Raw genomic sequence first — 26,750 nt, 5'->3', positions numbered from 1 at the left:
TAGTAATTTTAACGAAAGTGGATTAATATCTCGAAGTAAAAACATATCAAACCTCTCTAAATAAAACTTAATAATTTTAGTATATCATATTATATGATTTGTGTAATTAATTTCGTTCGACTACTTATCAGGAAAAATAGATGACAGCCGAAGAAACTAAAATCTTACAACAACATTTGCAAGCTGCTGCCGCCATACTTCTCAAGAATACACCAAAAGAACAACTCCAAAACTTTGCTAGCATTGAACTAGCAGTGAGAGACCATGTACTAACACAAGTCGCGCCAGAAATCGGAAATTTTTTTAAACAGCAACAGCCAAACAAGAGCAGGGAGACAAAGAGAGATTCAAACCTGTCTGGGAGTATGGCAAGTCAGTGAGAAACAAAGTCAGAAACTGGGATTGAAGAAACGAACCCGATTGAGTCCACAACTCGAAGCAAGTTGCTTATTGCTGAGCGCAAATGTTTCATACGCCAATGCAGCAAGAGATTTGAAGCAACTGACAGGAATATATGTTGACCATAGCACCCAACAACGTCTAGTCCATCGGCAAGAATTTGCTGAAGTCATCGCAGAAGAAAGCGTGACAGCTCTAAGTATAGACGGCGGTAAGGCAAGATTGAGAACAGAGAAAGGAAAAGCTAGTGAGTGGCGAGACTATAAAGCGGTGACTTTACACCAACAAGCCCATGCTGCATTCTTTCAGGAAAATGAAGCCTTGGTAGATTGGGTCAATCGTCAGCCCTTGTCAGAAACGATTACTTGTTTGGGGGATGGTCATCCAGGGGTGTGGAATTTAATAGCGGACATCTCCACACCGGAGCAAAGACGCGAAATACTTGACTGGTATCATCTGAAAGAAAATCTCTACAAACTCGGTGGTTCTCAAAAGCAGTTAAGAAAAGTTGAAACTAGCCTATGGTATGGCAGAATTCAGGAAGCTATCGCTACTTTTGCAAATTGGGATGCTCAGAAAGTAAAAAACTTTCTGGCTTATCTTGAAGGACATCGACAACGCATACCTGACTACCATTCATTTCAATCTCAAGGAATTACAATTGGCAGCGGTGCGGTCGAATCGACGATTAAGCAAATTGGGCGTAGAATTAAAATATCGGGCGCTCAATGGAACCGCAACAATATCTCTCAAGTTCTCAAGCATCGCTGCTCTTATCTTAATCTGGCTTTTGCCTAAGTATTACTACTTATTTCATAACTGAGATGCTCCCAATGTCAATTGAGCCTGCTCAAGCTTATTAATATAGTTTTCAATTTGGTCTTTTTTGTATTCTTCAAAACCATCCCTGAGCGTGCAATCATACATTACTGCAAGATTGCCAATAATGAAAAATCCATCTGCTCTACCAGCTTGGTTTCTCTTGTCATATTGATAGAGATAATGGATGCCCAAAATTTTCAGTAATAAAAAAATCAAGTCCTCAAATTCACTTGAACTTGTTGTATGTACTATTCGCTTAAATTGCTCAATTATTTGGTTTTTAAGTTCATCACAGGTAATAGGTGTTGAGATAGACTCAGCAGGATAATCATTTTGATCTATTTGCTCAACATCAATAAGCTGGATTTGATTGGCGAATTGTCTCCCATCTTGGCTCTCACCAATAGTAAAGGTAACTGCATCCCCCACTTTAAGAGTTTCCAATTTATTCTCTTCTACTTGCTTGGCAATAAAATAGAGGTCTTGAGTGCTACCCTTAAGTGTAATATAACCCGATTGCCTGTTGATAAAAATTTTTTTGACATGACCCTGAAAGCGAGTTTCAGTTGTACAATCCTTATTAGTCTTTTCGGCGCTAACTAATTGTACTTTATTAGCAAAAACTAGCGTGCCATCCTTGCCTTTGCCAACAGTAAAATTAACGATATCTCCCGGCTTCAAAGTTTCAAAATTATCGTGTTCAACTTGTGAAGCGATAAAATAAAGGTTATCACTTTTATCATCTGGTGAAATGAAGCCACCTCTTTTGTCACTAAGAATTTTTACTACTCGTCCTTGCAAACGGCTTGTCTCTGAAATTTCCCCCATTTTTTGCCTCGAATACTGAACGATGAGTGAGAAAATATCTTTTACCTGAGAAGGATTAACTTTATCATAACTTTAGTATAAGCTTGAAAGAGTCTTTGCTACAAGAAATTTATCACAACAGCTTACCTGAGAAGACAACCATCATCAAACAAGCGAATAATATGGACACAACAGTAAAAATTCTTGAAGAATCCACAAATATTACAGGTTTTTACGATAAAGAAGCGGATGTGCTCTATATCTCTCTGGGAGAACCCCAAGAGGCTGTAGCTGTGGATATTAGCGATGGAGTTATCGCTCGCTATCATGAGGATAGCGAAACAATTGTCGGTATTACTTTAATTGGATTGCGGCAGCGGGTATTGAAGGAATTAAATCGGAAATTGCACGTACTACCTCATCTAAATGGGTGGGCGGTAACAGAGGAAAATTTTGCCTCAAGCGAGAAGGTTTTTTCCACTCAGGAAGCAGCGTTGAAATATGCAGTGGGTTTAGCAAAAGCTCAATGGCTTGAGGTGGTAATTCACGATGAAAATGGAGAAGTTCGGGAAACTATAAATCCAGCGATAGATGCGTTATTGCAGCGTAGAATCGATCGCCCCGAATCTGACGGAGAGAAGCGGGAATGTTTAGAAATTGTTTAGATGTAGGGAAATAGATACCTGTGACCAAAGGAAGAATATATCAAATTAGTTAGGTGTGGTTTTCTGTGATTCTCGTAAATTCTTCCCATGCTGCATCAAGCCAGTGTTCGTACCACTGAAAAAAGGTAAAGTGCTTTGGGAGATCCGCACGAGGCTCTTGCTCGGGAGCGTGAAGGTGAACGGCATAGCCAAAGGGAGAATAGGATGGAGAATCGCCTTCCCGAATCCAAATTTGTCCGCGATACTTACCGTTGAGAACCAACTTCCCATAAATATCGCAACCGTAATGTGTTAGCCACAGGCTACCATCTCCAGGGATTTTGTCCCATTCGGCAGCAAATTCTTTGTAAGTTTCCCATTCCTGTTCTGGATCGAGTTTTGAAGTGTCAATCGATCTTAGACCTAAAAATGGTTCAACGAGAGGAAACGGCTCTTTTAGATCCGGCGTTAAATTCATCTCGGTGAGCTTCTGCATCCCCAAACCAGGGCCTGCTGGGCCTTCTCCAAGCTCGCCGATAAATAATCGGTATTCTTCTGGGAGCTTTACCTGGGCACGAGCTTCCCAGTTGGCGATAACTTCTTCCGACAAGGGAGGGGAAAGCTGATATTTGTGGCGATCGGCCTCTGTCACCCACAACTTGGTGTCGCGCTCTCGGAGTTGTGCCAACTTTTCTTTAATTCGTTCGATCGCGCTCATAACAAACTTCTCTCTTGCCTGCTAATTATTCACTAAGCTACTCATTTGTGTCACGGCTATTTTTTCCTGAGTTAACACGATCGCCCTTATTCAGTTTAACACGAGGGAGGAGCGATCGCCCTTCTCAAACAAGCGTGCGATCGCCCATCTGAAAAATTGCTATAATATCAAATGAGCCAACCTTGCTCTCATTGAAAAAATATGTCAACCCCTACACAAACTCCCCAAACAAGCACCCTTGAGATAACTATCAATCAGGAACAAAAAGAACTGTTAGAAAAAGCAGCTACCCTGTGGGGTATTAGTCTGAGCGAATATCTGCTCGAAGTTGCTCTAAATCTAGCCCAAGAAATGCCACTTAAACCAGAAGCGATCGTTCTTTCCGAACCAAATTGGAAAATTGTTACCTCAGCGATAGAAAATCCACCAGAACTTAACTCTAAGCTGAAAGCAGCGATTGAAAGGTATCGACAAAAATACAATCGCAAATAAATAATGGAATGGATTTTTTGCTCTATAGATGATAGGGTAAATTGCTACAATAAAATTAGTCGATCGCTATTTGGTAACAAAACAATGTCAACAGCAACCGACACCCAAACAAAAATAGAGTTAACTCTCAGCCAATTTGACTAAAGTGCTTGAATAAATAAGAAAGCGATCGCCCTTATTCCACCTCACTTTCTTCTGGCTCATTTTCGGGCTCATCTTCCGCCGCAAAATCCACCTTCTCATAGACATCAGCCAGTGGCACTTCAACTTGAAAGAAATTAAAAACTAGCGCCGCATCTTCCTCATCGTACTGATGGTACGACCACCGCTTGTTAGCCAACTTGCAATACTGTTCTACATAAACCTGAGATTGGTCAATTAGAATATACTCTTGAAATGCCGGCAGCGTTTGATAAAACTTAAACTTATCGCTGCGATCGTAAGCTTTCGTAGATTTAGATAAAACTTCAACAATTACTTGCGGATTCATCACCGTATCCTGGCGATTATTGTAATACTCAGGTTTACCCGGAATTACCATCACATCGGGATAAGTATAAAATCGCTTTTTCGGCAGCCACAAACGCACGTCACCGAAGAAAACTCGATAGTCCTGTTTTTTGAGCCCAAGACTTAATGCAATATAAATATTGCCAGCGATTTGATTGTGATTTGTAGTTCCGCCTGTCATGGGAATAATTACTCCATCGCGATACTCACTTTTGTACTCTGCTGCTTCTTCCAGGGCGAGATATTCTTCGGGAGTGAAGTAGTCTTGTGCTGTTTGCTGTTCTGTTACTTGTAGAATAGCCGTCACGGTTTTTTCCCCAACTCAATTGATATCTTGCATCTAGTTTAACATTGCCCTAAATTGCGGGCGGGCAGGATGCCCACCCCACAACAAAAACCATTTTTTGTGGAAGAGGCATCTTGCCTGTTCTCGATAAGATTCCAACATCTGCGATCGCCCTTCAATAACAAGCTGGCGATCGCACTTCAATAACTCGCAACCGAAATTAGTCGATCGGATCGAAAACTAAAGTCAATCTCGCAGCCGGAAGCAGTTGTTTGAGCACACGCAAATGACCCTCTGCATCAGACCAACTGCGAAACCGACCCACAACGACCCTTTGCAGGTTCGGAAGCAAACGAACCACGATCCACGGTCTGAGACGTTTCTCATACGGCATAATAGGTGTATCTCCTTTGTTAATTGGAGCCATAGCCAGTCCTTGCTTTCCATGGCGGGGGACTGGCTTTTGACTGTGTATTGATTGGATTAGAGGAATTATAACATAATAAGCCCAAATATGTGTCAATCATTTTGAAGAACAGGGCAACAACACGATCGGGAGCGTAAGCTTGTACCATTAAAAGCGTTAGTAAACCAACAAATATTTACATTGAGCAAGCGCGTTCACGTTACGTTTCCTGATTACGTATATGAAGCTTTGGATCGATGGGCTGACAAACAAGGCCGATCCACGGCTAACCTGATAGCCTTTCTCGTGGAAACGGCTTTATTGGAAGCCCAACAAAAGGGAGAAGTACCCCCTGGGCCCGAAGATCCCAAAAGTGACAAGTAAAGAGTTCCCTCGTGGGTTACATTGGTGGCAACTTAAGTTCAAACCCATCGACAGACTGCTGTTTAAGTATTAAACTTAGATCCCCCCCTAGCTCCCCTTAAGAAGCTATGCTTTATAAACATCTTTCTTGACAATCTTGAAAGCTTTGTACAGCAAAAATTTCAGGAGAAGTTGTGACACAAGCCTTGACAATTTAACAACTTTATTTATTGAAAGCAGCTTGCGTTTATTGAGAATTGGCAATCGAGGAATCAGGGTTTGATAGCCTCGCTCGCGCTCGCTCTCAAATGTTAAGAAAAATCCTTATAACGCAGAGCTTCTTAAGGGGGGAACCGGAATCTTCTCAAAGTCCCCATTCTTAAGGGGGATTTAGGGGGAACTCCTCGGAGTAAACAGTTTTAACCCAGGCGTATTGCGGTATACATCCCATGTCTATCGCAAATCGCCCATATTTCAACTAATCCCCAAAACCCAAAAAACCCTCCCCAACAAGGAGAAGGGAGGGTGAACAAGAGAGTTAGAAATTCAGGCTTTTGCAAAATTAACAATAATGAGTCACATCCTCGCCGCACTCATCAGCCAAATAACACAAAGCACGAAAGCGCAGCCCAACCACTTGCTCGTAAAGCGGATTTAACTTGCACAGCGGCGGAATGTGAAATAAAGTGCGATCGCAAATTTTGACTTCCCGCTCAAACGGGCACTGGCTGGGAATAAACTTGCACAGAAACCGAGCTAACTTTTGACTTTTAATTGCACTATTGTCAAGCCACTGTTTCAGCGGATGCAACAAGTCAAAGCGCGGCTTATTGCCGTAAGGTTGAAGATTTGTAGCGACACTAACAGGGGTTTCTTCTTTGCCATGCCATACCCAAATTGGCAGAATTCGATCGGACTGTGTATTCTCAAATACGTTCATATTTCTCTGTTCCTCTTTTACAACGAGGTGCCAAGAACTCTTTGTAGAGCTTGTACGAGATTTTGTCTACAATAAGTACCTACAGCAGCTCGTTTTGCTTTACCGGATGAAACTTCTTGAATTAATGACTTAATCCGAGAAAAGTAGTTCCTGATTGTTTTTGAGAGACGGTGTGCGATCGCAAAAGTGTCCTCATTGCCAGCCCAAGGATTTATCTATGGGGTAAAAACTCTGCCTTAAACCTTCAAGGTTTAACCTTCAGTTAACTCTCCTTTTGTACTTCCTCTACGATAATGACGCATCGAGGTCAATAATTCCCTGCGTGAAAATGCGGAATTTTAAATCAAAGTTATAATAGTTTCAAATAAGCACGGCGCTACAAAAAACCCTGAAACCCAGCGCCAAGTGTCGCTGCGCCCGCGCGTGCGTAGCTATCCCGTAGGGAATCGGGCAGAAACTCCTACAATTAAAAATAATCGGCATTACCGCCCTCCCAACCCATGAGTAACCCAGAAACCCAATCTATCACCCGTGAATTGCAAAGCCACGCCGCCATTCTCGGCGGCTTCGTCTCCCTCCTCTGGATTATTGAGATTCTCGATGTATTCATATTTGGAGGCGCGCTGAATTCCTACGGAGTCCGCCCCCGCAGCATCGACGGACTTGAAGGCATCCTATTCATGCCTTTTCTGCACGGCAGTTTTGCTCACTTAGCCGCCAATACCCTCCCGTTTCTGACATTTGGTTGGCTGATTATGTTGCAAGAAGTAAGCGACTTTTTTGTTGTCAGTGCCGTTACTGTACTCATCAGCGGATTGGGAGTTTGGCTGACAGGCGCGCCCAATTCCGTGCACATTGGTGCCAGCGGATTAATCTTTGGTTACTTCGGATTTTTGCTGTTGCGGGGCTTTTTTGAACGCAGTTTTACGTCTATTGCGATATCTTTAATTGTCGGTTTCTTCTACGGCGGTTTAATTTGGGGAGTTTTGCCCTCGCAGCCTGGAGTTTCCTGGCAAGCGCATTTCTTTGGCTTTGTCGGCGGCGTATTAGCAGCTCAACTTTTGGGGCGACAAAAACGGCAAATCAACTAAAATAATACTTATCCTGCTTTAGGTATGTTGTTGCGCTTCAGCGCTCTTTTCTATAGATAAAGAGCGCTAAAGCGCAACTACGTACCTTTTAATAATTCTACTTGCGCCGGCAAGCACACAGTAAAAATCGAACCGACACCTAACTGGCTTTGAACTTGCATATCACCGCCCATCATCAAACAAAAGTGACGGCTAATAGTCAATCCCAAACCCGTGCCGCCGTACTTGCGCGTAGTTGAGGCGTCACCCTGCATAAAAGCTTGAAATAAATGCTGCATTTGTTCGGGGGGAATACCAATGCCTGTATCAGCTACGCGGAAAATTATTAAATCGGAAGGTTCTGCTATTTCTTGAGTTGTTAAGCTGTCATGCTTAACTCTTTCAACGGACAAGGTAATAGTCCCGCCTTCCGTAAATTTTGCTGCATTGCTCAGCAGGTTGAGCAATATTTGACGAGTTTTGGTAATGTCAGCATACATCATTCCCAAGTCCTTAGCACAATTAACTTCAAATTTATTAAAATTTTTCTCTACCAATGGTTCGGCTGTAGAAACTACCTCGTCAATTAAATTAACCGGGTTGAAAGTTTCTAAATAAAGTTCCATCCGCCCCGCTTCAATCTTAGAAATATCGAGAATGTCGCTAATTAAAGATAGCAAGTGTTTGCCGGCAGTTTGAATTTTGTGCAAGTCTGGGATAAAATCTTCGCAGCCCAAATCCTCGGCGTCTTCTTTGAGCATCTCGCTGTAACCGATAATGGCGTTGAGGGGAGTTCGCAATTCGTGGCTCATATTGGCTAAGAATGAGCTTTTGGCTTGGCTGGCTGCTTGAGCGGTTTGAGCGACTTGTTGGAATTCTTCTGCTAGTTTGCGTTGGGTAATGTCTTCGGCAATGCCGACTATACGGTAAATTTCTCCTGTTTCGTTGCGGACTGGAAAAGCCCGATCGCGCACCCAGCAAACTGAACCGTCGGATCGCACTACCCGATACTCCTCATCATAATCCCCCCGCACCTGTTTTTCAAAGGCAGCCTCAACGCGATCGCGATCGTCTCGGTGAATAGCATCCCAAAAAGCGTCCGGATGTGACAGCAAACTCCGATAGCTTAAATTCCATATTTTCTCGCAAGCAGGGCTCACATAAATTATCTGCTGTTGATTCGGTTCTCTAATCCAAAATACCTCATGAATATTTTCTGCCAACTGGCGAAACCGTTCTTCACTGGCGCGCAACTGATCCACAGCACGGTGAAACTCTGTCACGTCTTGAACCAGCGATGCAACCCCAATTATACAGCCGTCAGCATCAACCAAAGTCGTATTGTACCACTCACAAAGAATAATTTTGCCGTCCTTTCTAATGTTCTCGTTAATGCTACTAATTCCTCCTTGATTAGTGAGCAAAGTTATAGATAGTTGCCTGACATACTCCTTAGCATTTTCAGGAACTATTAAATCGACTCCGTGCCGTCCGATTGCTTCCAAGCGATTGAATCCAAAAATTCTTTCTGCTGACAAATTCCAGTCGGCAACTTCAAAATTGAGATTCCATTCGATCGCCCCCAAAGGAGTTTGATAGAGGTGAAAAGCGAGTTTTTCCTGAGATAGTTTCAGAGAGCGAATTAATTGAGTTTTATCAGCAATCGCAGCTTCCACCCGCTCTTCGAGAGTAGTAAACGACTCTTCCAATTGATCTGCCATCGTATTAAAAGAGCGAGCCAGGACACCCACCTCATCCTCCCGCTCTACAGACGCCATCAAGCGGGGATCTACCGCCATTGAGTCCCATTCTCCCCGCGACAAAGCCTCCGCAGCCTTGCTCAGACGATGAATTGGCATGACAATCCACCTCGAAGTCACACATCCTAGAGCCGTCGCCAGCACCAAAGCACCGAAACAGAGCAAAATTGTGTAGCGAGTATTGGCGTTAATCGCTTCCATAAAATCGGCTTCGGGAACCGCCACTACAATCAACCAATCGAGGCCCCTCCTGTCTGAGAAGGGCGTTACCTGTAGAAATTGCCGTTGACCGTCGATGGTAAAATCTAACTGCTGAGAGCTGTCAATCTTGCTCAAATGCCCGAACCGTTGTGTCAAATAGCGGGCTGTCGATCGAATTAGAACATTTTTGCTATTCGCTGCCCCAATCCGTTGTGGAACGCCTTTGCTCACAATAAATGGCGCTTCTGGAGTTGAATTTGCAACCAATTCTCCAGACCTTTCGACAATAAAAGTTTGTCCTGATTTACCAATCTTCAGTTTTTCCAAAAATTGATGAATATCAGAGAGTGTCAAATCAGAACCAAGAATTCCAATCAGTTTATTATTCTTTCCGTAAACGGGTTGAGCAGCAGTAATTGCTAGTTTGGGAGTGTCAAAATAAGTATAAATTTTAGTCCATGTGGGCTTGCCTGCCCGCACCGGAGCTACATACCAAGGTCGGGTGCGAGGGTCGTAGTTAGGAGTAGTTTTTAAAAGCTTAGTTGCTTCGCCGAACTTAGACGGCGTGTAGCTGTGCAAATTATAGCCACTAGACTTATTAGAAATCCGAATTTGCAAATTGCCATCGTCAAGCCTTTCAACTCCCGTAAAAATTTTTTGTTCGGAGCCGAATTGAATGTAGCTAATTGTATTAAAGGTTTCGAGTTGTTTGGAGAAGTAGCTGAGTAAACTGGCTTCATCCTGCACGTTCAAAATACCCAGACGGATGGCATCGAGATTGAGTTGATTGATTTGGTGCGGCCTTTCGATATAACTATAAATGTGTTGCTGGATGCGCGATGTGACTTCGGCCCGCAGTTGCGCGGCAACATCGTTGACAGCTATGCGCCCGTGGCGCAGGGACAGCCACCCCGTCAGCCCCACCGCAGCGAAAGTCTGGATGGCAAAAGGCACTACAAGGACGAGGCGAATTGGCACTTGGCGCGACATTTTTAAAATATGGTCGCTCAGATATCTGATTGGCATATTGAAGCAGAAATATTACGAACCCACAAAGTTTCGGTAAAGTACAACCTGATGAGCGCAGATTTTGAATGAGACCGTTTTCTGTGGCAGAGTGCTGTTAAAAACTCTGAATCTGCCGCTACTAACTTAATTTTTAACGACTGCCACCGTCATCTTAGCGCGATCGCGTGCTTGGTCAGGGCGATCGAGATTAATCGAGTATCACTCCTGGACGGAATGTAGGCGGTGATACTATTTGAGATTTTACATTTGAGATTGGGTAGTTGGCGATCGCACTCGCTTCTCCAGAAACCGATTTTTTTTACAAATCTGGTAGTTGAACTTCGATCGCCCTCAGTTGCCGCGAAGTCTCAAACTGGTTTCTGAGAGTCGGAGCGCGATCGCCAGTTACAAGTTTTCGCGGTAACTTTAATTAATATCTTCATAACCAGTTACTTTTGATAGAGTGCAAGTTAATTCCGGCTGGGTACAATAAGTATAGTAGGATGCAACTAGCGGATGGTTAACTATGAACGCAGTTATTGCTACTCTTGGCACTGCTCTCGGACTCAGCTCAATTTTTATCGGTTTGACCCCGGCGGTTATCGCCCAACAAAGGCTGCAACCAGCGCCCCAAAATTCAGAAACGACTTTATCAGGGGATTCCCTCAGAAGTGTGGAGGACAGAAGTGTAGACTCGGACTACCAAAATTTGATTGGTGAACGAGAAACGGCGGCTAATGCTGCTATTCGGGAGCGCAGCTTGGGGGATACATTTCGGCTCAAAATCGGTTCCGAATTGGAATTTATCACTACTCCTTCCGACGCCCAGCGCCAAGGAAATCCCGTTCCTATCAAACCCAGCGACAGTGGCACAGGAGCTGGAGTTCAGCTTCTGCTAGGACTTTAGCAATTTTAATGGAATTGAGGTCTAGCAAACGAGCGATCGCACAGCCCGATTTTTGAGGCTATAAGCTCTTGTGACTGCGATCGCTCGTTTCTATGAAATTTATCACAAGTTTTGTGCGGCTTCCATCACAGGAGAGTCTTTATTCTCCACCTACAATTGGGGCTATTAAACATCAGACGCATCCCAATTAGATACGTATCTTTACAATAGCGCATAAAACTGGCGGTGAAGGTCATGGGAAAGGCTCAACTAATCGATTATTTGCGGGGAGAGTTGGCGATATCGAATTCTGCGATCGCCGTTGCTCTGAGACACGACGAACAAGATGCCGGCCAACTGCCAATGGTTCTGTGGCAGTACGGGTTAGTTACCCTGGAAGAGTTAGACCTGATTTTTGATTGGCTGGAAACTCAGTCGGCTTAATAATTTAAAATTCCGAATTTTAAAATATGGATATCTGATTCCAGATTTTTGAGAAATAAAGCTTACCAAAAGATTGGGTCTACAACCCCGTCCTTATAGGACGGCTTGAATTCAAAGTCTAAAGATTACTTTCCAATCAAGTTTATAGCTACAATTGCCCATAAGCGTCATAGAATAATTCCATGATTGTACTAGAGTTCAAGTTAAAAGGCAAGCTACAGCAATACCGGATCGTAGACGAAATGATCCGCACAGCTCAGTTTGTCCGAAACAAAGCTCTCAGATATTGGATCGACAATTCCAGAGTTAAGCTATCGGATTTATACAAACAATGCGCCATCATGGCGAAAGAGTTTGAATGGGCCGGAAAACTTAACTCAATGGCGCGTCAAGCTTCGGCTGAGCGTGCCATTTTTGCTATTCAACGTTTCTTTTCTAATTGCAAAGCTAAGAAACCAGGAAAAAAAGGATACCCACAATTCAAAAAAAACACTCACTCCGTAGAATACAAAACTTCCGGATGGGCGCTTTCGATCGACAAAAAATGTCTAACATTCACGGACGGTTTTGCTGCTGGAACCTTTAGGTTACTCGGTAGTCGAGACTTGCACTTCTATGCACCTACTGAGATTAAACGAGTCAGAGTAATTCGTCGAGCCGATGGTTACTACGCTCAGTTTTGCATCAATGTAGAGCGAACAGAAGAAATAGTTCCTACGGGGAAAACGATTGGCATAGATGTGGGATTGAACCATTTCTACACCGATAGTACAGGAGAAACAGTTCCAAATCCTCGGCATTTGCGTAAAAGTGAAAAAGCTTTAAAGCGCTTGCAGAAACGAGTTTCTCGGAAAAAGAAAGGTTCGAGTAATCGCAAGAAAGCGATAAATAAGTTAGGCAGAAAGCACTTAAAAGTCAGTAGGCAGCGTAAAGACTTCGCCATCAAGACGGCGTTGTGCGTAGTGAAATCTAACGATTTCGTAGCCTACGAAGACCTTCAGGTGAAAAATATGGTGAAGAACCATAAGCTTGCCAAATCAATTAGCGATGCAGCGTGGTCACAGTTTGCCCAATGGTTGCAATATTTTGGGAAAGTGTACGGTAAAACAGTAGTTGCTGTAGCACCTGGGTACACTTCCCAAGATTGCTCAAGTTGTGGCAATCGCGTTCAGAAATCCCTATCGGTCAGAACTCATATTTGCCTGTGCGGTGCGGTGTTAGACCGCGACCACAATGCAGCGAAGAATATTTTGGCTAAAGGATTGAAAGCCCGTGCAGGAATTAATTTAAATACGGTGGGGCACACCGGAATTAACGCTTGGGAACAGACCGACCTCTACCCATTGGTGGTGACATCAACGGGCAAGCCGACTGGTTGAACCAAGAATCCCTGCGCGTTCAAGCCGGGGAGTGTCAAACAAACGGGCGTCTAAAAGTATAGGGTTGAGTGTTGAGGTTGAGGTTGAGGTTGATTTTTTACCTTTGGGTAAGATCTAAATATGCGATAGGGACACAGCACTGCTGTGTCCCTATTGTTATGGCTCCAGACGCGATAAAACAAGCCCCAGCAACTTTTAGGTTTGCCGGGGCTTGTTCGATTGAATTTGGTGGCGGGAAGTGGATTTGAACCACTGACCTTCGGGTTATGAGCCCGACGAGCTACCAGGCTGCTCTATCCCGCGTCGCTGTCTGTCTATCTATTCTCAAAAATCAAACCCTGCATCCTCAAAGATTGCAGGGATTGTTTCAAGTTGGTGGCGGGAAGTGGATTTGAACCACTGACCTTCGGGTTATGAGCCCGACGAGCTACCAGGCTGCTCTATCCCGCGTCGCTTTGTCTACTCTCTAATATAAACACATCTTTCTGGAAATTGCAACCCCTCTATCAAAAAAACTTTTGAGATTGTGGTAGGGGTTGCTGAAATTGGCGAAGAAGTGTCGATCGAAGAGGGAGAGAGGGGGAGAGGGAGAGAGTGGGAGAGGGGGAGGGGATTTTTGATCTGGTTATCTAGATAGAGAATTGTAATGCGGAACAACTCAGAGCATCGAAACTTCGCCGACTACCTCCAAACGCTTAAAATCACTGAGAGTTAGGTAAGTGTCAGAAAGAGTTTCGGCGATCGTCGCAGTAATCCAGCCCAATTGCTTGAGCAGGTGAATCGCCACAGCAAATTTAGCGCGCTTTCCTCCATCCGTCACCTTAATTGCCAAGCCCATACCTTCGCCAACCCGGCCGATGCACTGAACCCCTTCAGCACCGGATTTGCTCACCAATTCGCCTTGAGTCAAGCGCATCAGTTCCGTGTCAAATCTCCCCTCACCAGCAACCATCATCGGGTGATGAGTCATAGCGCGGACAATCCGCTCCATATCCACATTGTCGCCGGAGGCTAATTTAGCGTACAAAGACGCCATTTGCCCCAACTGCAACAGATAGGTAGGAGCGCCGCAGTCGTCGCGAGCGCTGATAAACTCTTCGGCAGGCATGGCCAGCAAGTCAGCTACTTTTCCCAAAATAAGCTGCTGGACGGGATGTTTGCGCCGCAAATAAGTTTCTAGAGGCCAGTGCAGTTGTTGACAGACAGCCAGCATTCCGGCGTGTTTGCCAGAACAGTTGTATTGCAGGGGGCTCTTTTTGCCTTCGGGAATGGGGCATTGAAGTTTAGATGGGTCAATGTCGCAGCGCCACAGGACGTTAAACACCTGTCGCGATTGCTCGATCGTACCTTGATGAGAACTGCAAATAATCGCTAAATCTCGATCGGTCAATTCGTAGCGTTCCAAAGTGCCGCTCGCCGTCACAGCCAAAGCTTGAAAAGGTTTGAGTGAAGAACGGACAAATGTCGCCGTTTCCGAGTTACCGGCAACGGAAAGAACGCGGCCGCGCTTGTCGCAAACAGCCGCCTGGGCGCGATGCCTAGATTCTGGAATACCTTCGCGCAACAGCGTGACTTCGAGTTCGGGAGCTTGGGTTCGTTTTCCCCTTGTCATATCAATTTTAGATTTTAGATTTTAGATTTTAGATAGGGGCCGGTGGAAGTTTCGATCCCTATGTCGCAACGGGGCGGGCATGGGGCACCGCCCCTACTACTCAAAACTTCCCTGTTACCGCTTCCGATTACACACAAGTCCAAATTAGTCCCCCGGCAACCAGCAATACTGTCAAACCATAAAATGTCTGCCGCAGACGCCTGAGAATTGGTTCTAGTTCGTAGTTGACTATCAATTGGTCTTGAGCTAAAACTTCGGGAGTTTTAGGCCAAGATTGACAATCGTACCAGCCAGACTCTTCGTAGACGACTGTGGGATTGGCAAGGCGCGATCGCACGTAGAACCAACCCAAGTAAAGCCGCAGCAAAGCTAATCCTAGAATAAAACCGGCACCAGCGGTAGCGCACAGGGCAAACTGAACTGGATACTTACCAGGAGCAAAGCTGGCTGCTGCTAAGGGCCCGGATACCAAGCAACTCCAACCCCATACCCAAGCGAGTTTTGCCAGATATGCGGGCCAATCGAGAGTTACCCAGCTAAAAAACCCGGATTCTGTCAGTTCTTGGTATTCATTAACCGGGCGTTGTTCCTGCGGAACAGGACAAATAGAAACAGAAGTGTCTTTCACATTAGCGATCCTCTCGGCGCAGTGGAAAATTCAATTCGTTCGGCGTGTCCCCAGAACGCTTCTAAATTGTAAAATTCGCGCTCTTGAGGTTTTAAAATGTGGATAATCACGTCGCCGTAGTCCATGACGACCCAACTGGCGTCTGATAGCCCTTGTGTACGCAGCGGCAAGCGTCCCCATTCTTCTTCTACTTGGTCGGCGATGGCTTGGGAGATGGCTCGTACCTGGACGTTGGAAAATCCGGTGACGATCGCAAAGTAGTCAGCAAGATAGGATACTTCTGCTACGCCGAGCAATACAATATCAACTGCTTTGCGGTCATCGGCAGCGGCAGCAGCGGTCAATATCAGGCCGCGGGCTTCGTCTGGGGTGGTGGCGTCCGTTACTGTGGACTCGGCCCGGGAGTATTCGAGTTGGGTTAGATCTGACATTAAGTGTTTAAGTTCCTAATTGATACGGTAAGGGGGAAGTGGTGCGCTATTGGCTTTCGGTTGTTGGCAGTTTGAGACTGGAAATAGGAGTTAAATTCAAGTCAAAAGTAAGTACAGGATTGCTGGTAAATTTTACGTTTAACTTGTGATTTGTTCGATCGACTTTCCCGTCGAATTTCCTATTTCGGGCGATTGGGCGCGGGCCATTTGCAGCGCCCAATTCCGCGTAAGTACGGTGCGGGGGTGGATGTAGCAGCGAGTTTCTAGCAAATATTTAAGAGAATAATCGCTAGTTTGCCACACGGCTGCATAAAGATTTTGCACGCTTGCCTCGCGCAGTGCTTCCAGAGAGGCTGTGTTGCCGCGACTCGGCTCTATAGTGTCTGCTATAAAAACGGTACAACTGAGCTGGCTCATGTTTGGTCTGCCGAGGGTATGATTGGCGATTGCGTCCAAAATTTCTCGATCGACCACCCCGAATTCGTCTCTAGCGACGATCGCGCTCGCGTCTGCGTGCAGCAAATGCGGGTGTGCTTCCAACACTGAGTCTAACTCTAAACCTTCCTTCTGAGCCATTTGTAGCAGCAGTTGGGGTTTAAAATATTTTGCTGCGTCGTGCAGCAATCCTGCCGATCGGGCTTTTGCTTCGTCGAGGCCGTAATGGCGGGCCAAGTCTCCTGCTGTTTGTTCGACTCCGAGGATGTGTGTGATGCGGGCGGCAGGAACGCGCTGTGAGAGCCAAGCTAGGACTTTTTCGCGATCGAGTGCAAGTGTCAAATATTAACTCCCAAATTGTAGGATCTATTATTTTAGCGTTTTGTTTTAATGGACTGCGGTGTCGGGTACGCATCCCAATTTGGTAAAAAGCGTTTTTTAGGAGTGCGAACGTCTCGCTCGCGATCTATGCCGCGAGCGAGACGTTCGCACTGCATATCATCCAAATATATTATTATGATGGTGCAACCGTGCGCGATCCCAAAGCAAAAATGAGATGCTCCCAAAGCAACTAAATATGAACAACGAATTTACTTCGAGCAAATCTCAAACTGACTGGCAACGCCTAGATGCCATGACTGATGAAGATATTGATTTCTCCGATTGCCCTGAAATTACGCCTGAAATGTTTGCTAAAGCAGTAGTTCGGCGAGGCTTGCCCAACCCTAAGACGAAAGCTCAAGTGACCTTACGCATTGACAGTGATGTTTTGGAATGGTTTAAATCCCAAGGTCGCGGTTATCAAACTCAGATTAACACGTTACTGCGAGAATACATGAAAGCCCATCAATAATGGATTTGCTATTTTTTGTATCGTTCTCATTTATTCTACTTTTAATCAGTGCCATCAAAGGTTATTTTATAGTTGCTCCGCTTCTAGCTTCGATGGCAATTTTGACGGTCATTTTGTTGCGGAGGGGATTTCCGCTAAAAAGCTTGATACAAATGGCTGTTGCTGGCAGTCAAAAATCTTTTTCAGTCATCGCTATTTTACTTTTAATCGGCGCAGTCATGGCTGTGTGGATGGCTGCGGGGACGGTTCCGGTGCTCGTATATTGGGGAATTAAATCGATCGACCCTCAGTATTTCATTTTTTGGGCGTTTATCTTAACCAGCGTTTTTTCTGTACTGCTGGGAACATCTTTTGGTGCTGCGAGTACGATCGGCATTGCCTTAATGATAATCGCCAACGGCAGCGATGCAAATCCGAATATTATCGCCGGGGCAATTGTGGCGGGAGCTTATGTGGGCGATCGGTGTTCTCCGATGTCTTCGAGCGCTATTTTGATTGCCATCCTTACCAAAACCGAAATTTATACCAATCTCAAAAACATGGCGGTGACGGGCTTATTACCCTTCCTCGTTTCCAGCCTGTTGTATTTAATTTTATCCGCTTCAAATCCCGTCGAACTTTCCGGCAACAATTTGGCTTTGGAACTAGGCACAGCCTTCAATCTTAATTCGATAACTTTGCTGCCAGCCTTGACAATTCTCATACTTTGTGTACTGCGAGTCGAAGTCAAAATCGCGATGGCTGTTAGTATCGTTGCCGGAAGTGCGATCGCCTTTTTCGTTCAAGGTTATTCAGCGATCGAGATTCTGCAATTTGCGATCGGCGGATTTAAATTAGCATCAACTTCTAGTTTAAAAGATATTGTGGCGGGAGGCGGGATTTTGTCTATGGCTAAGGTTTCATTAGTTGTAGTTGTCTCGACAGCATTTGCCGGCATTTTTGCGGGGACGAGGATTTTAGAATTTGTGGAAGTGTATCTCAATAAAGCTCGAACCAGAGGAGATTTATTCTTGGGAACGACAGTAATTAGCATTTTCTCAGCAGCATTTGGCTGCACGCAGACGATCGCAATTATCTTGACTCATCAATTAGTCGAATCAAAGTACCGCCAACAAAAATTAGATGGCGCTCAACTTGCTGTAGACTTAGAAAATACCGCTGTTGTGATTTCTCCCTTAATTCCTTGGAATATTGCAGGCTTAGTTCCGGCAACTGTCTTGAGTGTAAATTCGGATTTTATCCCCTATGCCTTTTATTTGTATCTCGTTCCGTTATTTAGCTTAATTCAAATGAAGCTGGCCAAAAATAGTCATAAAAATCAACCCAACTAAATGAATAAGAAAATATCAATGGGTTATTTTTTAGGAGTAGCTGCGACTGTTATTTGGGCGGGAAACTTCATCGTTGCTAGAGCTTTAAATCAGGATATTTTGCCGATCGGTCTGGCATTCTGGCGATGGGCGATTGCCGTAGCAACATTAGCACCATTCGCCGTACAATCCACAGTTGAAGATTGGAAATTGGTGCAAAAATATATTCCTTTTGATTCTCATACGTAACTGTCAACTGTCAACTGCTTGTGAGTACCTACTTAAAAGCTTTATGGTGTAAGGCTTGCAGCCAGATACAGCCATCAGGGATTCCCACAGCAGAAAAAAATTTTAGTAACTTGCAGAAATTTGGCGATATTTCTAGATAATAGCAAACCACACCACTACAGTATGTAGAGTGATGCAGAACGCGGGACTAAAAGGTCGATCGGACTCTTGTCGGACAAAACCCGTAGTGGCTAACCTATAAACAACAAGCGGACATAAGGGCTTGATAGCTTCTCGGTGGTTCTCAAAAACTTCTACTCTCAGAGGAGTATTGATTTATGGACGACAAAGAAAAGCAGCCATCTCCAGAAGCAAACGAAAAGTTCACCGAAGCCGAACTGAACAACCACCTGAACGATCTGGCCTTGGAGGCCCAAAGGCATCCCCTTGAAAGTCCCGATCGCCAGTTAGCCTTGACTAGATTGGTTTCACAACTCAGGAAACCCAGCCGTGTTTCACTCCCAAAGCATTCACCCAGCTTATCTCTCGCCGAAAACCACCAAGTTTCGGAAGACATTAAGCAAGAAACAGACTTGGCACTTTTCGAGTTTATACAAAAGGGGAAGTTCGATCCGAAAAAAGGAAACGTATTAAACTACGCGAGGTTTATTCAGTCCAAAAAACAGATCGATTTCATTGGTAGTCACCAAGGGATTCATCAGAGAACTGAAAAAGGAAAAAAAGTCACTGATATCGTACTGTCAGCCGACAGACAAATCAGCAATGCTCGATCGGCAGATGGTGATGAATCAAAGACGACCTACTTAGACCAATTTACGTCCGATATCTCCGAACCTTCTTTTCTGGAAAAAATGCGGGAAATAGCGCTAGAAAATCCTGAAAATATTTTCAGCAAGCCCATGAGAATACATCCAGATATTGCTCTGCAAGAAATATTCATTCTCCGGTTAGATGGATACAGTTGGCAGGAAATATCAGACAAGTTGTCAGCCCAAATTGGTGCAGATGTCAGAATTGGTTCGATTAGTTCTTTTTTTAATCGAGCTATCAAAGACGAAAAACTGATAGCCGTGGTAAAATTGTATCTGGCACAATTTTTGTTTGTTGTGGCAATCCTCCTGAATTTTGGAGATACCCATTAACCAAATCAAATCCGACAATAGCGTAAGCGAGCATCAAGAATGAACGAGCAGCGTCTACAGGGCTACCGACATCTCGTACAAGCACTGCTAAGCTGTCCAAGTGGAGAAGAAGCAGCTATCTTAAATGCTAACTCAGAACTTCTTGATGCTGGCTTAGTTCAGGTGATGACACAAGTAGCAGAAAATCTCGCTGAAAATGGAGAGCAAAATGCAGCCGATTTCCTGCAAAGTGTTGCAAATCAAATATTACACTTAGTAGAAAAACCATCAATAACTGAATCACCACAGGATTTACATTATTTACATTTTTTGTTAGAGGTTTTACAATTAGTTTCCGATACAGATGCCGATCTACGGGTTGTTTACCAGTTTTTACAATCTAATTTAGACAAATTGGATGTCAAATTAAGTGATACTTTACGGGAATGGGCAACTACTTTATTATCTGAATCGACTGCCGACAAAGCTGAAGCTGTAGCCTCAATAATTTGTAATTTTGGCAATTTAATTCAGCAGTTTCCTTTAGGGAGTAGAAGTGTCAATATAGAATTAGCTATCGTTGCTTATCAAATTGGATTGAGTTTTTTTACTAGAGAATTATACTCGGCAAATTGGGCGCTTTGTGAAACGAATTTGGGTAGGGCATACAGTCACAGGATTATAGGTCAAAGAAGTGAAAACTTAGAAATAGCTATTCAGTGTTACTCCGCAGCTTTAGAAGTGTACACTCGCGCCGCTTTTCCTCAAGAGTGGGCTAGCTTGCAAAATAGCCTTGCTAATGCTTACAGCGATCGCATTTTAGGAATGCTATATGACAATTTGGAACGAGCTATCGAACTCTATACAAGCGCTTTAGAAGTTTACAGTCGCGACGAGTTCCCCGAACAATGGGCTACGACCCAAAACAACTTAGGAACAGCCTATAAATCCCGGATAATGGGAGATAAAGCAGAAAATTTAGAAATGGCTATTTATTTTTATCAAGCTGCTTTAGAAGTCCGTAGCCGTGAAGCTTTTCCCGAACAGTGGGCTGCTACTCAAAACAATTTAGCTATAGTTTACAGAGATAGAATTCGAGGAAATAGGGCTGAGAACTTAGAAATAGCTATTAGTTGTTATCAATATGCTTTACAAGTTTACGCTCGCGAGACATTTCCTTCCGATTGGGCAATGATTATAAATAATCTTGGTATTGTTTACCAAGACAGGATTTGCGGAGATCAAGCCGAGAATTTGGAAAATGCTATTGGTTATTATCAAGCTGCTTTAGAAGTCCGTAGCCGTGAAGCTTTTCCCGAACAGTGGGCGGCCACTCAGAATAATTTGGCTACATTTTACAGCGATAGAATCAAAGGTAATAGAGCAGAGAATATTGAAAAATCCATCTCTTGTTATCATGATGTCCTAACAGTTTACACTCGCGAGACATTTCCTTATGAATGGGCGATGACTCAGAATAATTTAGGCAAGGCATACTCGGAGAGAATTATGGGGGATAAAGCCGATAATTTGGAAATCGCTATTTGTTGTTATGAATCTGCTTTACAAGTCCGTACCCTTGAAGCTTTTCCCGAAGAGTGGGCTGGTACTCAGAATAACTTAGGTACAGCCTATCAATCCCGCATAAAAGGAAATAGATCCGAAAATTTGGAAATGGCTATTTGTTGTTATCAAGCTGCTTTGAAAGTCCGTACTCTCGACGCTTTTCCCGAACAATGGGCTGCTACTCAAAGTAATTTGGCTAATGCCTACGGTGACAGAATTTGCGGCTTCAAATCTCAGAATGTTGCAGAAGCAATTGAAGCTTATCAAAGAGCTTTAGAAATTTTCACACCCCAAACATTTCCTTTAGACTGTTTGAAAACAGCAAAAAATCTGGGTAATACAGCTTTTGATGCTGAATTATGGCACATAGCAATAGACAGCTTTGCGGTAGCAATTGAAGCCGTAGAACAAAGTCGGAGTTGGGCGGCTTCTGAATTGAGAAAACAAGAAATTCTTGAAGAAGCCATTGATATTTATGAAAAAATAGTCCAAAGCTACGTTAATATCGATCTACCAGATCGAGCTATTGAATATGTCGAACGCAGCAAAGCCCGTAATCTTGTGGATATTCTATCCAGTCGGGGGCTCTACCCAACAAAAAAAATTCCAACTGACAATGATTTAAGATTCAGTTACCATGTTAAATTAATCTCGTTCGATCGAATTCAAGCTTTACTAAAATTTGAGTTTGATGAAAAAACAGCCATCATAGAATGGTATATTGTTAGCAATAAAATCTTCACTTTTATAATTACCAGTCAAGGCAATAGTCCTGTAGTTTTGCAATCCTCCCATGAGGATATAGAAATTTTACTTACTTGGTTTGGCGAATACTTGGAGGATTATGGGCAGAACACGAGACAATGGCGAGATCAACTTTCAGCCCGTCTTCAGCATCTCGCTGAAATACTACATATCGATCGAGTCATCAACTATTTGCCTGCTGATTGTGACCGAATAATTTTTGTACCCCATCGCTTCCTGCACCTGCTACCTCTTCATGCTTTGCCTCTAAATGAAGGTCAAAACCATAATATCCTAGACCATTTCTTGAGAGGTGTGAGTTATGCTCCTAGTTGTCAACTACTGCAATTAAGTCAGAATCAAAAACGCTCCGATTTGATACACTTATTTGCTATTCAAAACCCTACCCAAGACCTAAGTTTTACTGATATTGAAGTTGAAACTATTAGGCGGTACTTTGCTCCTAACGATTATGTCTTAGTGAAAGAAGCTGCTACTAAAAAAGAGATATTAGATAACCAGCGTTTTCTTAACGCTAATTGCCTCCATTTCTCTTGTCACGGGTACTTTAACTTTGAATCACCTCTGGAATCGGCTTTGATTCTAGCTGAGGCTGGAGGCTCAAATGGACAATTACAGGGAACTGCAAGTGAAAATAATCTTTCACTAGAAAGTACAAAAATTAATTTAGACAAATGCCTGACATTGGAAGAAATCCTTAAGCTAGATCTCAGTCAATGTTGCCTAGTAACTCTTTCAGCTTGTGAAAGTGGGTTGATTGACTTCACCAGTAAAAGTGATGAGTACATGGGTTTTCCCAGCGGCTTCCTGCTTGCAGGCACTTCGAGTGTAGTCAGTAGCCTTTGGGCAGTCAACGACTTTTCTACAAGTTTTTTAATGATTAGGTTTTACGAAAATCTGCAAAGTCAAACATCTGTAGCTACAGCACTTTCTCAAGCTCAATTATGGCTGCGAGATATCACTATGGCTGAACTGAAACTGTGGATCGATCGAAAACAGTTACCTTTGAATAGCGCACAAAAAATGGCTTTGCATCGTATGTTTGATATGTTTCAAGATAACTCTAAGCCCTTTCAAGATCCTTTCTATTGGGCAGCGTTCTCTGCGGTTGGTGAATTCAAACTTAACTAACTAAGAATCAGTAGGTTGGCTTTCACTGCATTCAACCCAACCGCAACAATGGCTATAGATCAATACGGTTTACTTAAGACAGATCCCCCCTAACCCCCCTTGAAAAAGGGGGGGACAAGAATGCTCTCAAAGTCCCCCTTCTTAAGGGGGATTTAGGGGGATCTCCGGGGCATAAATAGTGTTAAGTGAACCGTATTGGGCTATAGATTGGTTTCGTTGCTTGACTCAACCTGCACGATCGCACTAAAATCCTTGATTTTCGAGTAATTTCGCCGATACAGCCATCAAATAATTTTCCCATTTTGCAGAAAAGCTGGTGCGATCGCAGATATAGAAACATCAGGGAACACTCTCTGTTATGGCGAGATGTCCCAGCCAGAACAAATGTGCTAGCGGCGCAACTGCCTATCTGTGGCGGATCTCCGTAGTTTAGGCTCAAATTCCGATCGGAGTCACAAAAGGGGAGTTAAGGGAGTTAACTTTTTTTTATTTCTCCCTCTTCTCCGCTGTTTTATTTGTGTTGCCTGTGGGAAATTACAGATATAGCAACCGCCAAGCCGATCGAGACATTCTCTATCTCTGAAACCCTTGCCAGGATTGCCTTTTGCTTATCTCGTAAATAACTGAAGCCTTCTTCCTGCTGCTAGATATCGGCACTAACAGGCAATACGAAGAGATGTTTAACCAACAAAAACCCGATCGTCCCAATTTTTTACCGGTTCCGGGTTGACTGCATAAATCTCCTTTCTTGTCAACGAATTAAGTAAAAATAAGTAAACAGGTTGCAAACATGAGCACAAAACCCAGTTCTCCCTCTCAAACTAACGTAGTTGCCCTCAACAACACCAACTCTCAAAATGCCATCAAAGTTATAGAAGAAATATTAGTATACATCGAGCAAGACCCTAAATATGCCCATCTCCGCGAACAGGCAAAAAATCCACCTACTACCGAAAAACCGAAAAATTTCAGGCAAAAACTTCTGAACAGATTAAAGGAATTACTCATCGCCGATCCAAAAGCCTTTCACGGAACGGCTGTCGTTTCCGAAGACTTGGCGAAGCAAGCAACACTGACTGCGGGCACAGTTACTGTCAGCAGCTTGTTTAACTTCTTCACAAATTATCCCTTACTGTTCTTTGCCTTTAAGGACATGGGCTTTTTTGGTGTGGTGTTGACTTCCTTATGCAACATCCTGATTTTGAAATTCACTAACGACACGACGACGGCTGTTTCATCCCGTACAAAATACAACAAAACATGGCAATTATGGGCGATCTATGCCTCCCTATCAATCAATATCCTCCAGTCGATCGCCTCTCTAGTCGGCACAGAATTAATGCTCAATCAATCGGGGCTGAGCCAGCTCAAAGCAGCAGAATCGATTCAAAAACAGGTACAGCAAGTCGAAACCCTCAAGCAATTTGACAGCCCCCAATATCAACAAGCTCGGCAACGCTGCCAAGAGGGAGAACAGCAATTAAATCAACTCGACAGAACCAATCCGCGATGGGAATCGCTTTACGTGCAACTGTACGGAACCTGGGGCGATCGCAGTACCAATTGGAATCAACTTCCCTTAGAAAAACTTCCTACTTGCCGCCAAGTCGTTCGGCTGGAAACAGAAGCCTCTCAAAACTACGAAACTGCCAAGAAAAATATCGGACTGTTGCTGGTAATCCGTTCCCAAATGGGCAACGATCTGGAATTTCTCAAACAAAAAATGCCCCTAGTTTACCAACAGCACTTTACCCCAGCGGGTGAAATTGCCTCGGGGATTGAAGCAACGCGAATGGCAATCCTCAGTTGCACGAACAAACTCCTGAGTGGCGACATCGCAGGAATGGGTTTCCCCTTATTCATGCTGCTGCTGTCGGTGATTACTAGCGGCTATGCTTGCGCGATGACGATCGCCCTTGCTTTCCGCGAGGATACCGCAAAATCCTTCAGCGATACAGTCAAGCTTCAGAGAGACTTCTGGCTGGAAGCCCGCCGCCGGGAACTCACAGCCCAGGTAGAAACCTTTGCTGACATCCGCCCCCACTCTGACAGCGACAGCCATCTCAACTAATTGCAGGGTGCGCGACAACTTCCTTTCCCCGCGCCCCCTCACCCAAAAAATTAGCAATCGCCCATCAAAGAGGTCAACATGATCAACTCACAACATCCCAGCCCCGCCAAAACCCGCATCTCCCTAGTTCCAGACTCAGAAAACCCGGTTGTGCAGCCGCTGCGATCTACATCCGACTCAGAATACAAAATCCGCTTGCTAAGCCTCTATATCACTGAGTTGCAGCAAACCGGACGCATTGATTACCCGGAATTGGTACAGTTTTTAGACCAAGTTTACGAAGTGGAAAATGCGCCCGAAGGATCGTCCATCCTCCCAAATCACTGCGACATTCTCCTGCAAAACTTGCAACGCGAACAAGCTGACATCCTGACAGCTTCTGAAGCAATTCAAATTCTACTAAATGAATTAGCGGATGCACTTACCCAGAAATACCTCACAGACGATATCGAACAACAAGTGCGATCGGGCATCCGCCAAGAAACTCAGCGTTTCCTCAAAGCCGCAGAATGCCTCCTCGATACCGCCGAAGAGCGCGCCGTTCAACCACAGTTCCGATTCTGGAAATCGCGATCGACCCCAGAAGAAATAGAGGCAGAAAACCTTCGCAAATCTATCAACGACCTCAAATACATCCGCCAGTACCTCGCGGAACACCTGCAAGTTCGCGAACTGATCGAAGAATTTGTGCCAGCAGAAGGCAAAATCGGGAACTTCCACCGACTGCACAAATACCTCGAATTTGCTCCCAGTGCCGCGGACTTTTTAGGTAACTTCCTCCAGCAAGCACTCCAGCGCAAAATCGCAGGCGGTACTAAGTTCGTGACTCCCAAATCATATCAATAACTTCTCACCTTTAGCCACTCTCCAATCAAGAGAGTGACTGCCAACTCAACAAACTCAAAATAACTCAGGAAAACAGCCATGATGACATCTTTTAACGCAACTTCTAACCGCAAACAAATGAATACCTCGCAGTTTCGCGACGAATTCGATCGAGGACAGAGGGATTTCAGCTATACGAATCTCACAGGAGTCGATTTAAGCGGCATGAATCTATCAGAAATTAATTTTCAAGCTGCTGTACTGTGGAAAGCTAATTTAGAAGGAACAAACCTTTCAAAAGCTAACTTAAAAGAGGCTAATTGCAGCCAAGCCAACCTCAATTGGGCGGTGCTGAGTTTGGCTCGCGCCGAAAGTGCAAACTTCGCGAGCGCCAAATTGCATCAAGCTGACTTGCACGGTATTCGTGCCATTGGCTGCAACTTCCACAAAGCTGATTTAGAAGGAGCTAACTTAAGTCGAGGAGATTTAGAACCCACATTCCGCACCCCCAACTGGCACATAGGGGGATTGAGGGAGTAAAAGTGAATCATCCGAGACAAAAATGAGTAGAAATACTCAACTATCTCGGTCACTCAGCATTACCCAGTAGTCCATTCT

At 44.2% G+C, this 26,750-nt stretch carries 26 protein-coding genes and 2 tRNA genes; 16 read left to right on the top strand and 12 right to left on the bottom strand.

Going from position 1 to position 26,750, the window contains the following annotated elements:
* Positions 1 to 140: 140 nt before the first annotated feature.
* Positions 141 to 1,197 (top strand): ISKra4 family transposase gene (locus tag QZW82_RS29215; RefSeq protein WP_293156894.1). Its coding sequence is split into 2 segments (ribosomal slippage): positions 141 to 307 and positions 306 to 1,197, totalling 1,059 coding nucleotides; the frame shifts between segments, so codons are not numbered across the junction.
* A gap of 15 nt (positions 1,198 to 1,212) precedes the next feature.
* Here QZW82_RS29215 and QZW82_RS29210 read toward each other — a convergent pair.
* Entirely contained in the window at positions 1,213 to 2,049 is an 837-nt protein-coding gene (locus QZW82_RS29210) for a cold shock domain-containing protein (RefSeq protein WP_293156891.1), read from the bottom strand.
* A 95-nt stretch (positions 2,050 to 2,144) separates the two neighbouring features.
* On the opposite strand from QZW82_RS29210, the gene QZW82_RS29205 reads away from it, so the two are divergent.
* Positions 2,145 to 2,693: a DUF2188 domain-containing protein gene (locus QZW82_RS29205; protein ID WP_293156888.1), complete on the top strand. Its 549-nt coding sequence runs from the start codon at positions 2,145 to 2,147 to the stop codon at positions 2,691 to 2,693.
* A 49-nt stretch (positions 2,694 to 2,742) separates the two neighbouring features.
* Here QZW82_RS29205 and QZW82_RS29200 read toward each other — a convergent pair whose 3' ends face one another.
* Positions 2,743 to 3,390: a hypothetical protein gene (locus QZW82_RS29200; RefSeq protein WP_293156884.1), complete on the bottom strand. Its 648-nt coding sequence runs from the start codon at positions 3,388 to 3,390 to the stop codon at positions 2,743 to 2,745.
* A gap of 201 nt (positions 3,391 to 3,591) precedes the next feature.
* Here QZW82_RS29200 and QZW82_RS29195 point away from each other — a divergent pair, with 201 nt between their 5' ends.
* The gene (locus QZW82_RS29195; protein ID WP_293156881.1) at positions 3,592 to 3,882 is read left to right on the top strand and encodes a DUF1778 domain-containing protein; all 291 of its coding nucleotides are present in this window, start codon (positions 3,592 to 3,594) and stop codon (positions 3,880 to 3,882) included.
* Between the two features lie 175 nt (positions 3,883 to 4,057).
* On the opposite strand, the gene QZW82_RS29190 is transcribed toward QZW82_RS29195, so the two are convergent.
* Complete coding sequence (locus QZW82_RS29190; RefSeq protein WP_293156878.1) at positions 4,058 to 4,699, bottom strand: Uma2 family endonuclease; 642 nt, start codon at positions 4,697 to 4,699, stop codon at positions 4,058 to 4,060.
* Positions 4,700 to 4,898: 199 nt separating this feature from the next.
* Positions 4,899 to 5,105, bottom strand: coding sequence for a hypothetical protein (locus tag QZW82_RS29185; RefSeq protein ID WP_293156897.1), 207 nt, complete (start codon positions 5,103 to 5,105; stop codon positions 4,899 to 4,901).
* Positions 5,106 to 5,285: 180 nt separating this feature from the next.
* Between QZW82_RS29185 and QZW82_RS29180 the strand changes: the two genes are divergently transcribed.
* Complete coding sequence (locus tag QZW82_RS29180) at positions 5,286 to 5,468, top strand: hypothetical protein (protein WP_293156875.1); 183 nt, start codon at positions 5,286 to 5,288, stop codon at positions 5,466 to 5,468.
* A 541-nt stretch (positions 5,469 to 6,009) separates the two neighbouring features.
* Here QZW82_RS29180 and QZW82_RS29175 read toward each other — a convergent pair.
* The gene (locus QZW82_RS29175; protein WP_293156872.1) at positions 6,010 to 6,387 is read right to left on the bottom strand and encodes a Mo-dependent nitrogenase C-terminal domain-containing protein; all 378 of its coding nucleotides are present in this window, start codon (positions 6,385 to 6,387) and stop codon (positions 6,010 to 6,012) included.
* 500 nt (positions 6,388 to 6,887) lie between these two features.
* Here QZW82_RS29175 and QZW82_RS29170 point away from each other — a divergent pair, with 500 nt between their 5' ends.
* A complete protein-coding gene (locus tag QZW82_RS29170) occupies positions 6,888 to 7,478 on the top strand; it encodes a rhomboid family intramembrane serine protease (RefSeq protein WP_293156869.1) in 591 nt (196 codons plus the stop codon).
* A 77-nt stretch (positions 7,479 to 7,555) separates the two neighbouring features.
* On the opposite strand, the gene QZW82_RS29165 is transcribed toward QZW82_RS29170, so the two are convergent.
* Positions 7,556 to 10,444, bottom strand: a complete 2,889-nt coding sequence (locus QZW82_RS29165; protein WP_293156866.1) for a PAS domain S-box protein — start codon at positions 10,442 to 10,444, stop codon at positions 7,556 to 7,558.
* A gap of 508 nt (positions 10,445 to 10,952) precedes the next feature.
* Here QZW82_RS29165 and QZW82_RS29160 point away from each other — a divergent pair.
* From QZW82_RS29160 to QZW82_RS29150, 3 genes are all read left to right on the top strand, one after another.
* Positions 10,953 to 11,333 (top strand): hypothetical protein, encoded by a 381-nt coding sequence (locus QZW82_RS29160; RefSeq protein WP_293156863.1) that lies wholly within the window; start codon positions 10,953 to 10,955, stop codon positions 11,331 to 11,333.
* Between the two features lie 234 nt (positions 11,334 to 11,567).
* Positions 11,568 to 11,756 (top strand): DUF2949 domain-containing protein, encoded by a 189-nt coding sequence (locus tag QZW82_RS29155; protein WP_293156860.1) that lies wholly within the window; start codon positions 11,568 to 11,570, stop codon positions 11,754 to 11,756.
* A gap of 182 nt (positions 11,757 to 11,938) precedes the next feature.
* Entirely contained in the window at positions 11,939 to 13,135 is a 1,197-nt protein-coding gene (locus tag QZW82_RS29150) for a transposase (RefSeq protein ID WP_293156855.1), read from the top strand.
* Positions 13,136 to 13,361: 226 nt separating this feature from the next.
* Here QZW82_RS29150 and QZW82_RS29145 read toward each other — a convergent pair.
* The 6 genes from QZW82_RS29145 to yqeK all read right to left on the bottom strand — a co-directional run bounded on the left by QZW82_RS29145 (position 13,362) and on the right by yqeK (position 16,583).
* Positions 13,362 to 13,438, bottom strand: a tRNA-Met gene (locus QZW82_RS29145).
* 70 nt (positions 13,439 to 13,508) lie between these two features.
* Positions 13,509 to 13,585, bottom strand: a tRNA-Met gene (locus QZW82_RS29140).
* A 208-nt stretch (positions 13,586 to 13,793) separates the two neighbouring features.
* Positions 13,794 to 14,747 carry an asparaginase gene (locus tag QZW82_RS29135; protein ID WP_293156852.1) on the bottom strand — a complete coding sequence of 318 codons (954 nt, stop codon included), beginning with the start codon at positions 14,745 to 14,747 and terminating at the stop codon, positions 13,794 to 13,796.
* Positions 14,748 to 14,874: 127 nt separating this feature from the next.
* Positions 14,875 to 15,375 (bottom strand): CGLD27 family protein, encoded by a 501-nt coding sequence (locus QZW82_RS29130; RefSeq protein ID WP_293156849.1) that lies wholly within the window; start codon positions 15,373 to 15,375, stop codon positions 14,875 to 14,877.
* Positions 15,372 to 15,806 (bottom strand): ribosome silencing factor, encoded by a 435-nt coding sequence (rsfS, locus tag QZW82_RS29125; protein ID WP_293156846.1) that lies wholly within the window; start codon positions 15,804 to 15,806, stop codon positions 15,372 to 15,374. Before rsfS ends, QZW82_RS29130 begins: the two co-directional genes overlap by 4 nt.
* A gap of 138 nt (positions 15,807 to 15,944) precedes the next feature.
* Positions 15,945 to 16,583 carry a bis(5'-nucleosyl)-tetraphosphatase (symmetrical) YqeK gene (yqeK, locus tag QZW82_RS29120; protein ID WP_293156843.1) on the bottom strand — a complete coding sequence of 213 codons (639 nt, stop codon included), beginning with the start codon at positions 16,581 to 16,583 and terminating at the stop codon, positions 15,945 to 15,947.
* Positions 16,584 to 16,818: 235 nt separating this feature from the next.
* Between yqeK and QZW82_RS29115 the strand changes: the two genes are divergently transcribed.
* From QZW82_RS29115 to QZW82_RS29080, 8 genes are all read left to right on the top strand, one after another.
* Positions 16,819 to 17,094 (top strand): BrnA antitoxin family protein, encoded by a 276-nt coding sequence (locus tag QZW82_RS29115; RefSeq protein WP_293156840.1) that lies wholly within the window; start codon positions 16,819 to 16,821, stop codon positions 17,092 to 17,094.
* On the top strand, positions 17,094 to 18,425 hold the full coding sequence (locus QZW82_RS29110) for a Na+/H+ antiporter NhaC family protein (RefSeq protein WP_293156837.1): 1,332 nt from the start codon (positions 17,094 to 17,096) through the stop codon (positions 18,423 to 18,425). Before QZW82_RS29115 ends, QZW82_RS29110 begins: the two co-directional genes overlap by 1 nt.
* Positions 18,426 to 18,443: 18 nt before the next feature.
* Positions 18,444 to 18,653 (top strand): EamA family transporter, encoded by a 210-nt coding sequence (locus QZW82_RS29105; RefSeq protein WP_293156834.1) that lies wholly within the window; start codon positions 18,444 to 18,446, stop codon positions 18,651 to 18,653.
* 317 nt (positions 18,654 to 18,970) lie between these two features.
* On the top strand, positions 18,971 to 19,795 hold the full coding sequence (locus QZW82_RS29100; RefSeq protein WP_293156831.1) for a hypothetical protein: 825 nt from the start codon (positions 18,971 to 18,973) through the stop codon (positions 19,793 to 19,795).
* Between the two features lie 39 nt (positions 19,796 to 19,834).
* On the top strand, positions 19,835 to 23,236 hold the full coding sequence (locus tag QZW82_RS29095; RefSeq protein ID WP_293156828.1) for a CHAT domain-containing protein: 3,402 nt from the start codon (positions 19,835 to 19,837) through the stop codon (positions 23,234 to 23,236).
* A 790-nt stretch (positions 23,237 to 24,026) separates the two neighbouring features.
* Positions 24,027 to 25,307, top strand: a complete 1,281-nt coding sequence (locus tag QZW82_RS29090) for a hypothetical protein (RefSeq protein WP_293156825.1) — start codon at positions 24,027 to 24,029, stop codon at positions 25,305 to 25,307.
* Between the two features lie 78 nt (positions 25,308 to 25,385).
* Complete coding sequence (locus tag QZW82_RS29085; protein ID WP_293156822.1) at positions 25,386 to 26,153, top strand: hypothetical protein; 768 nt, start codon at positions 25,386 to 25,388, stop codon at positions 26,151 to 26,153.
* Positions 26,154 to 26,231: 78 nt separating this feature from the next.
* Positions 26,232 to 26,672: a pentapeptide repeat-containing protein gene (locus QZW82_RS29080; RefSeq protein WP_293156819.1), complete on the top strand. Its 441-nt coding sequence runs from the start codon at positions 26,232 to 26,234 to the stop codon at positions 26,670 to 26,672.
* The last annotated feature ends 78 nt before the right edge of the window (positions 26,673 to 26,750 follow it).

Origin of the sequence: Microcoleus sp. bin48.metabat.b7b8b9.023 (genome assembly GCF_013299185.1) — a bacterium.
Classification (GTDB): Bacteria; Cyanobacteriota; Cyanobacteriia; order Cyanobacteriales; family Microcoleaceae; genus Microcoleus.
The sequence above is the reverse complement of the archived record's forward strand: the minus strand, read 5'-3'. Positions and strand labels throughout refer to the sequence as shown.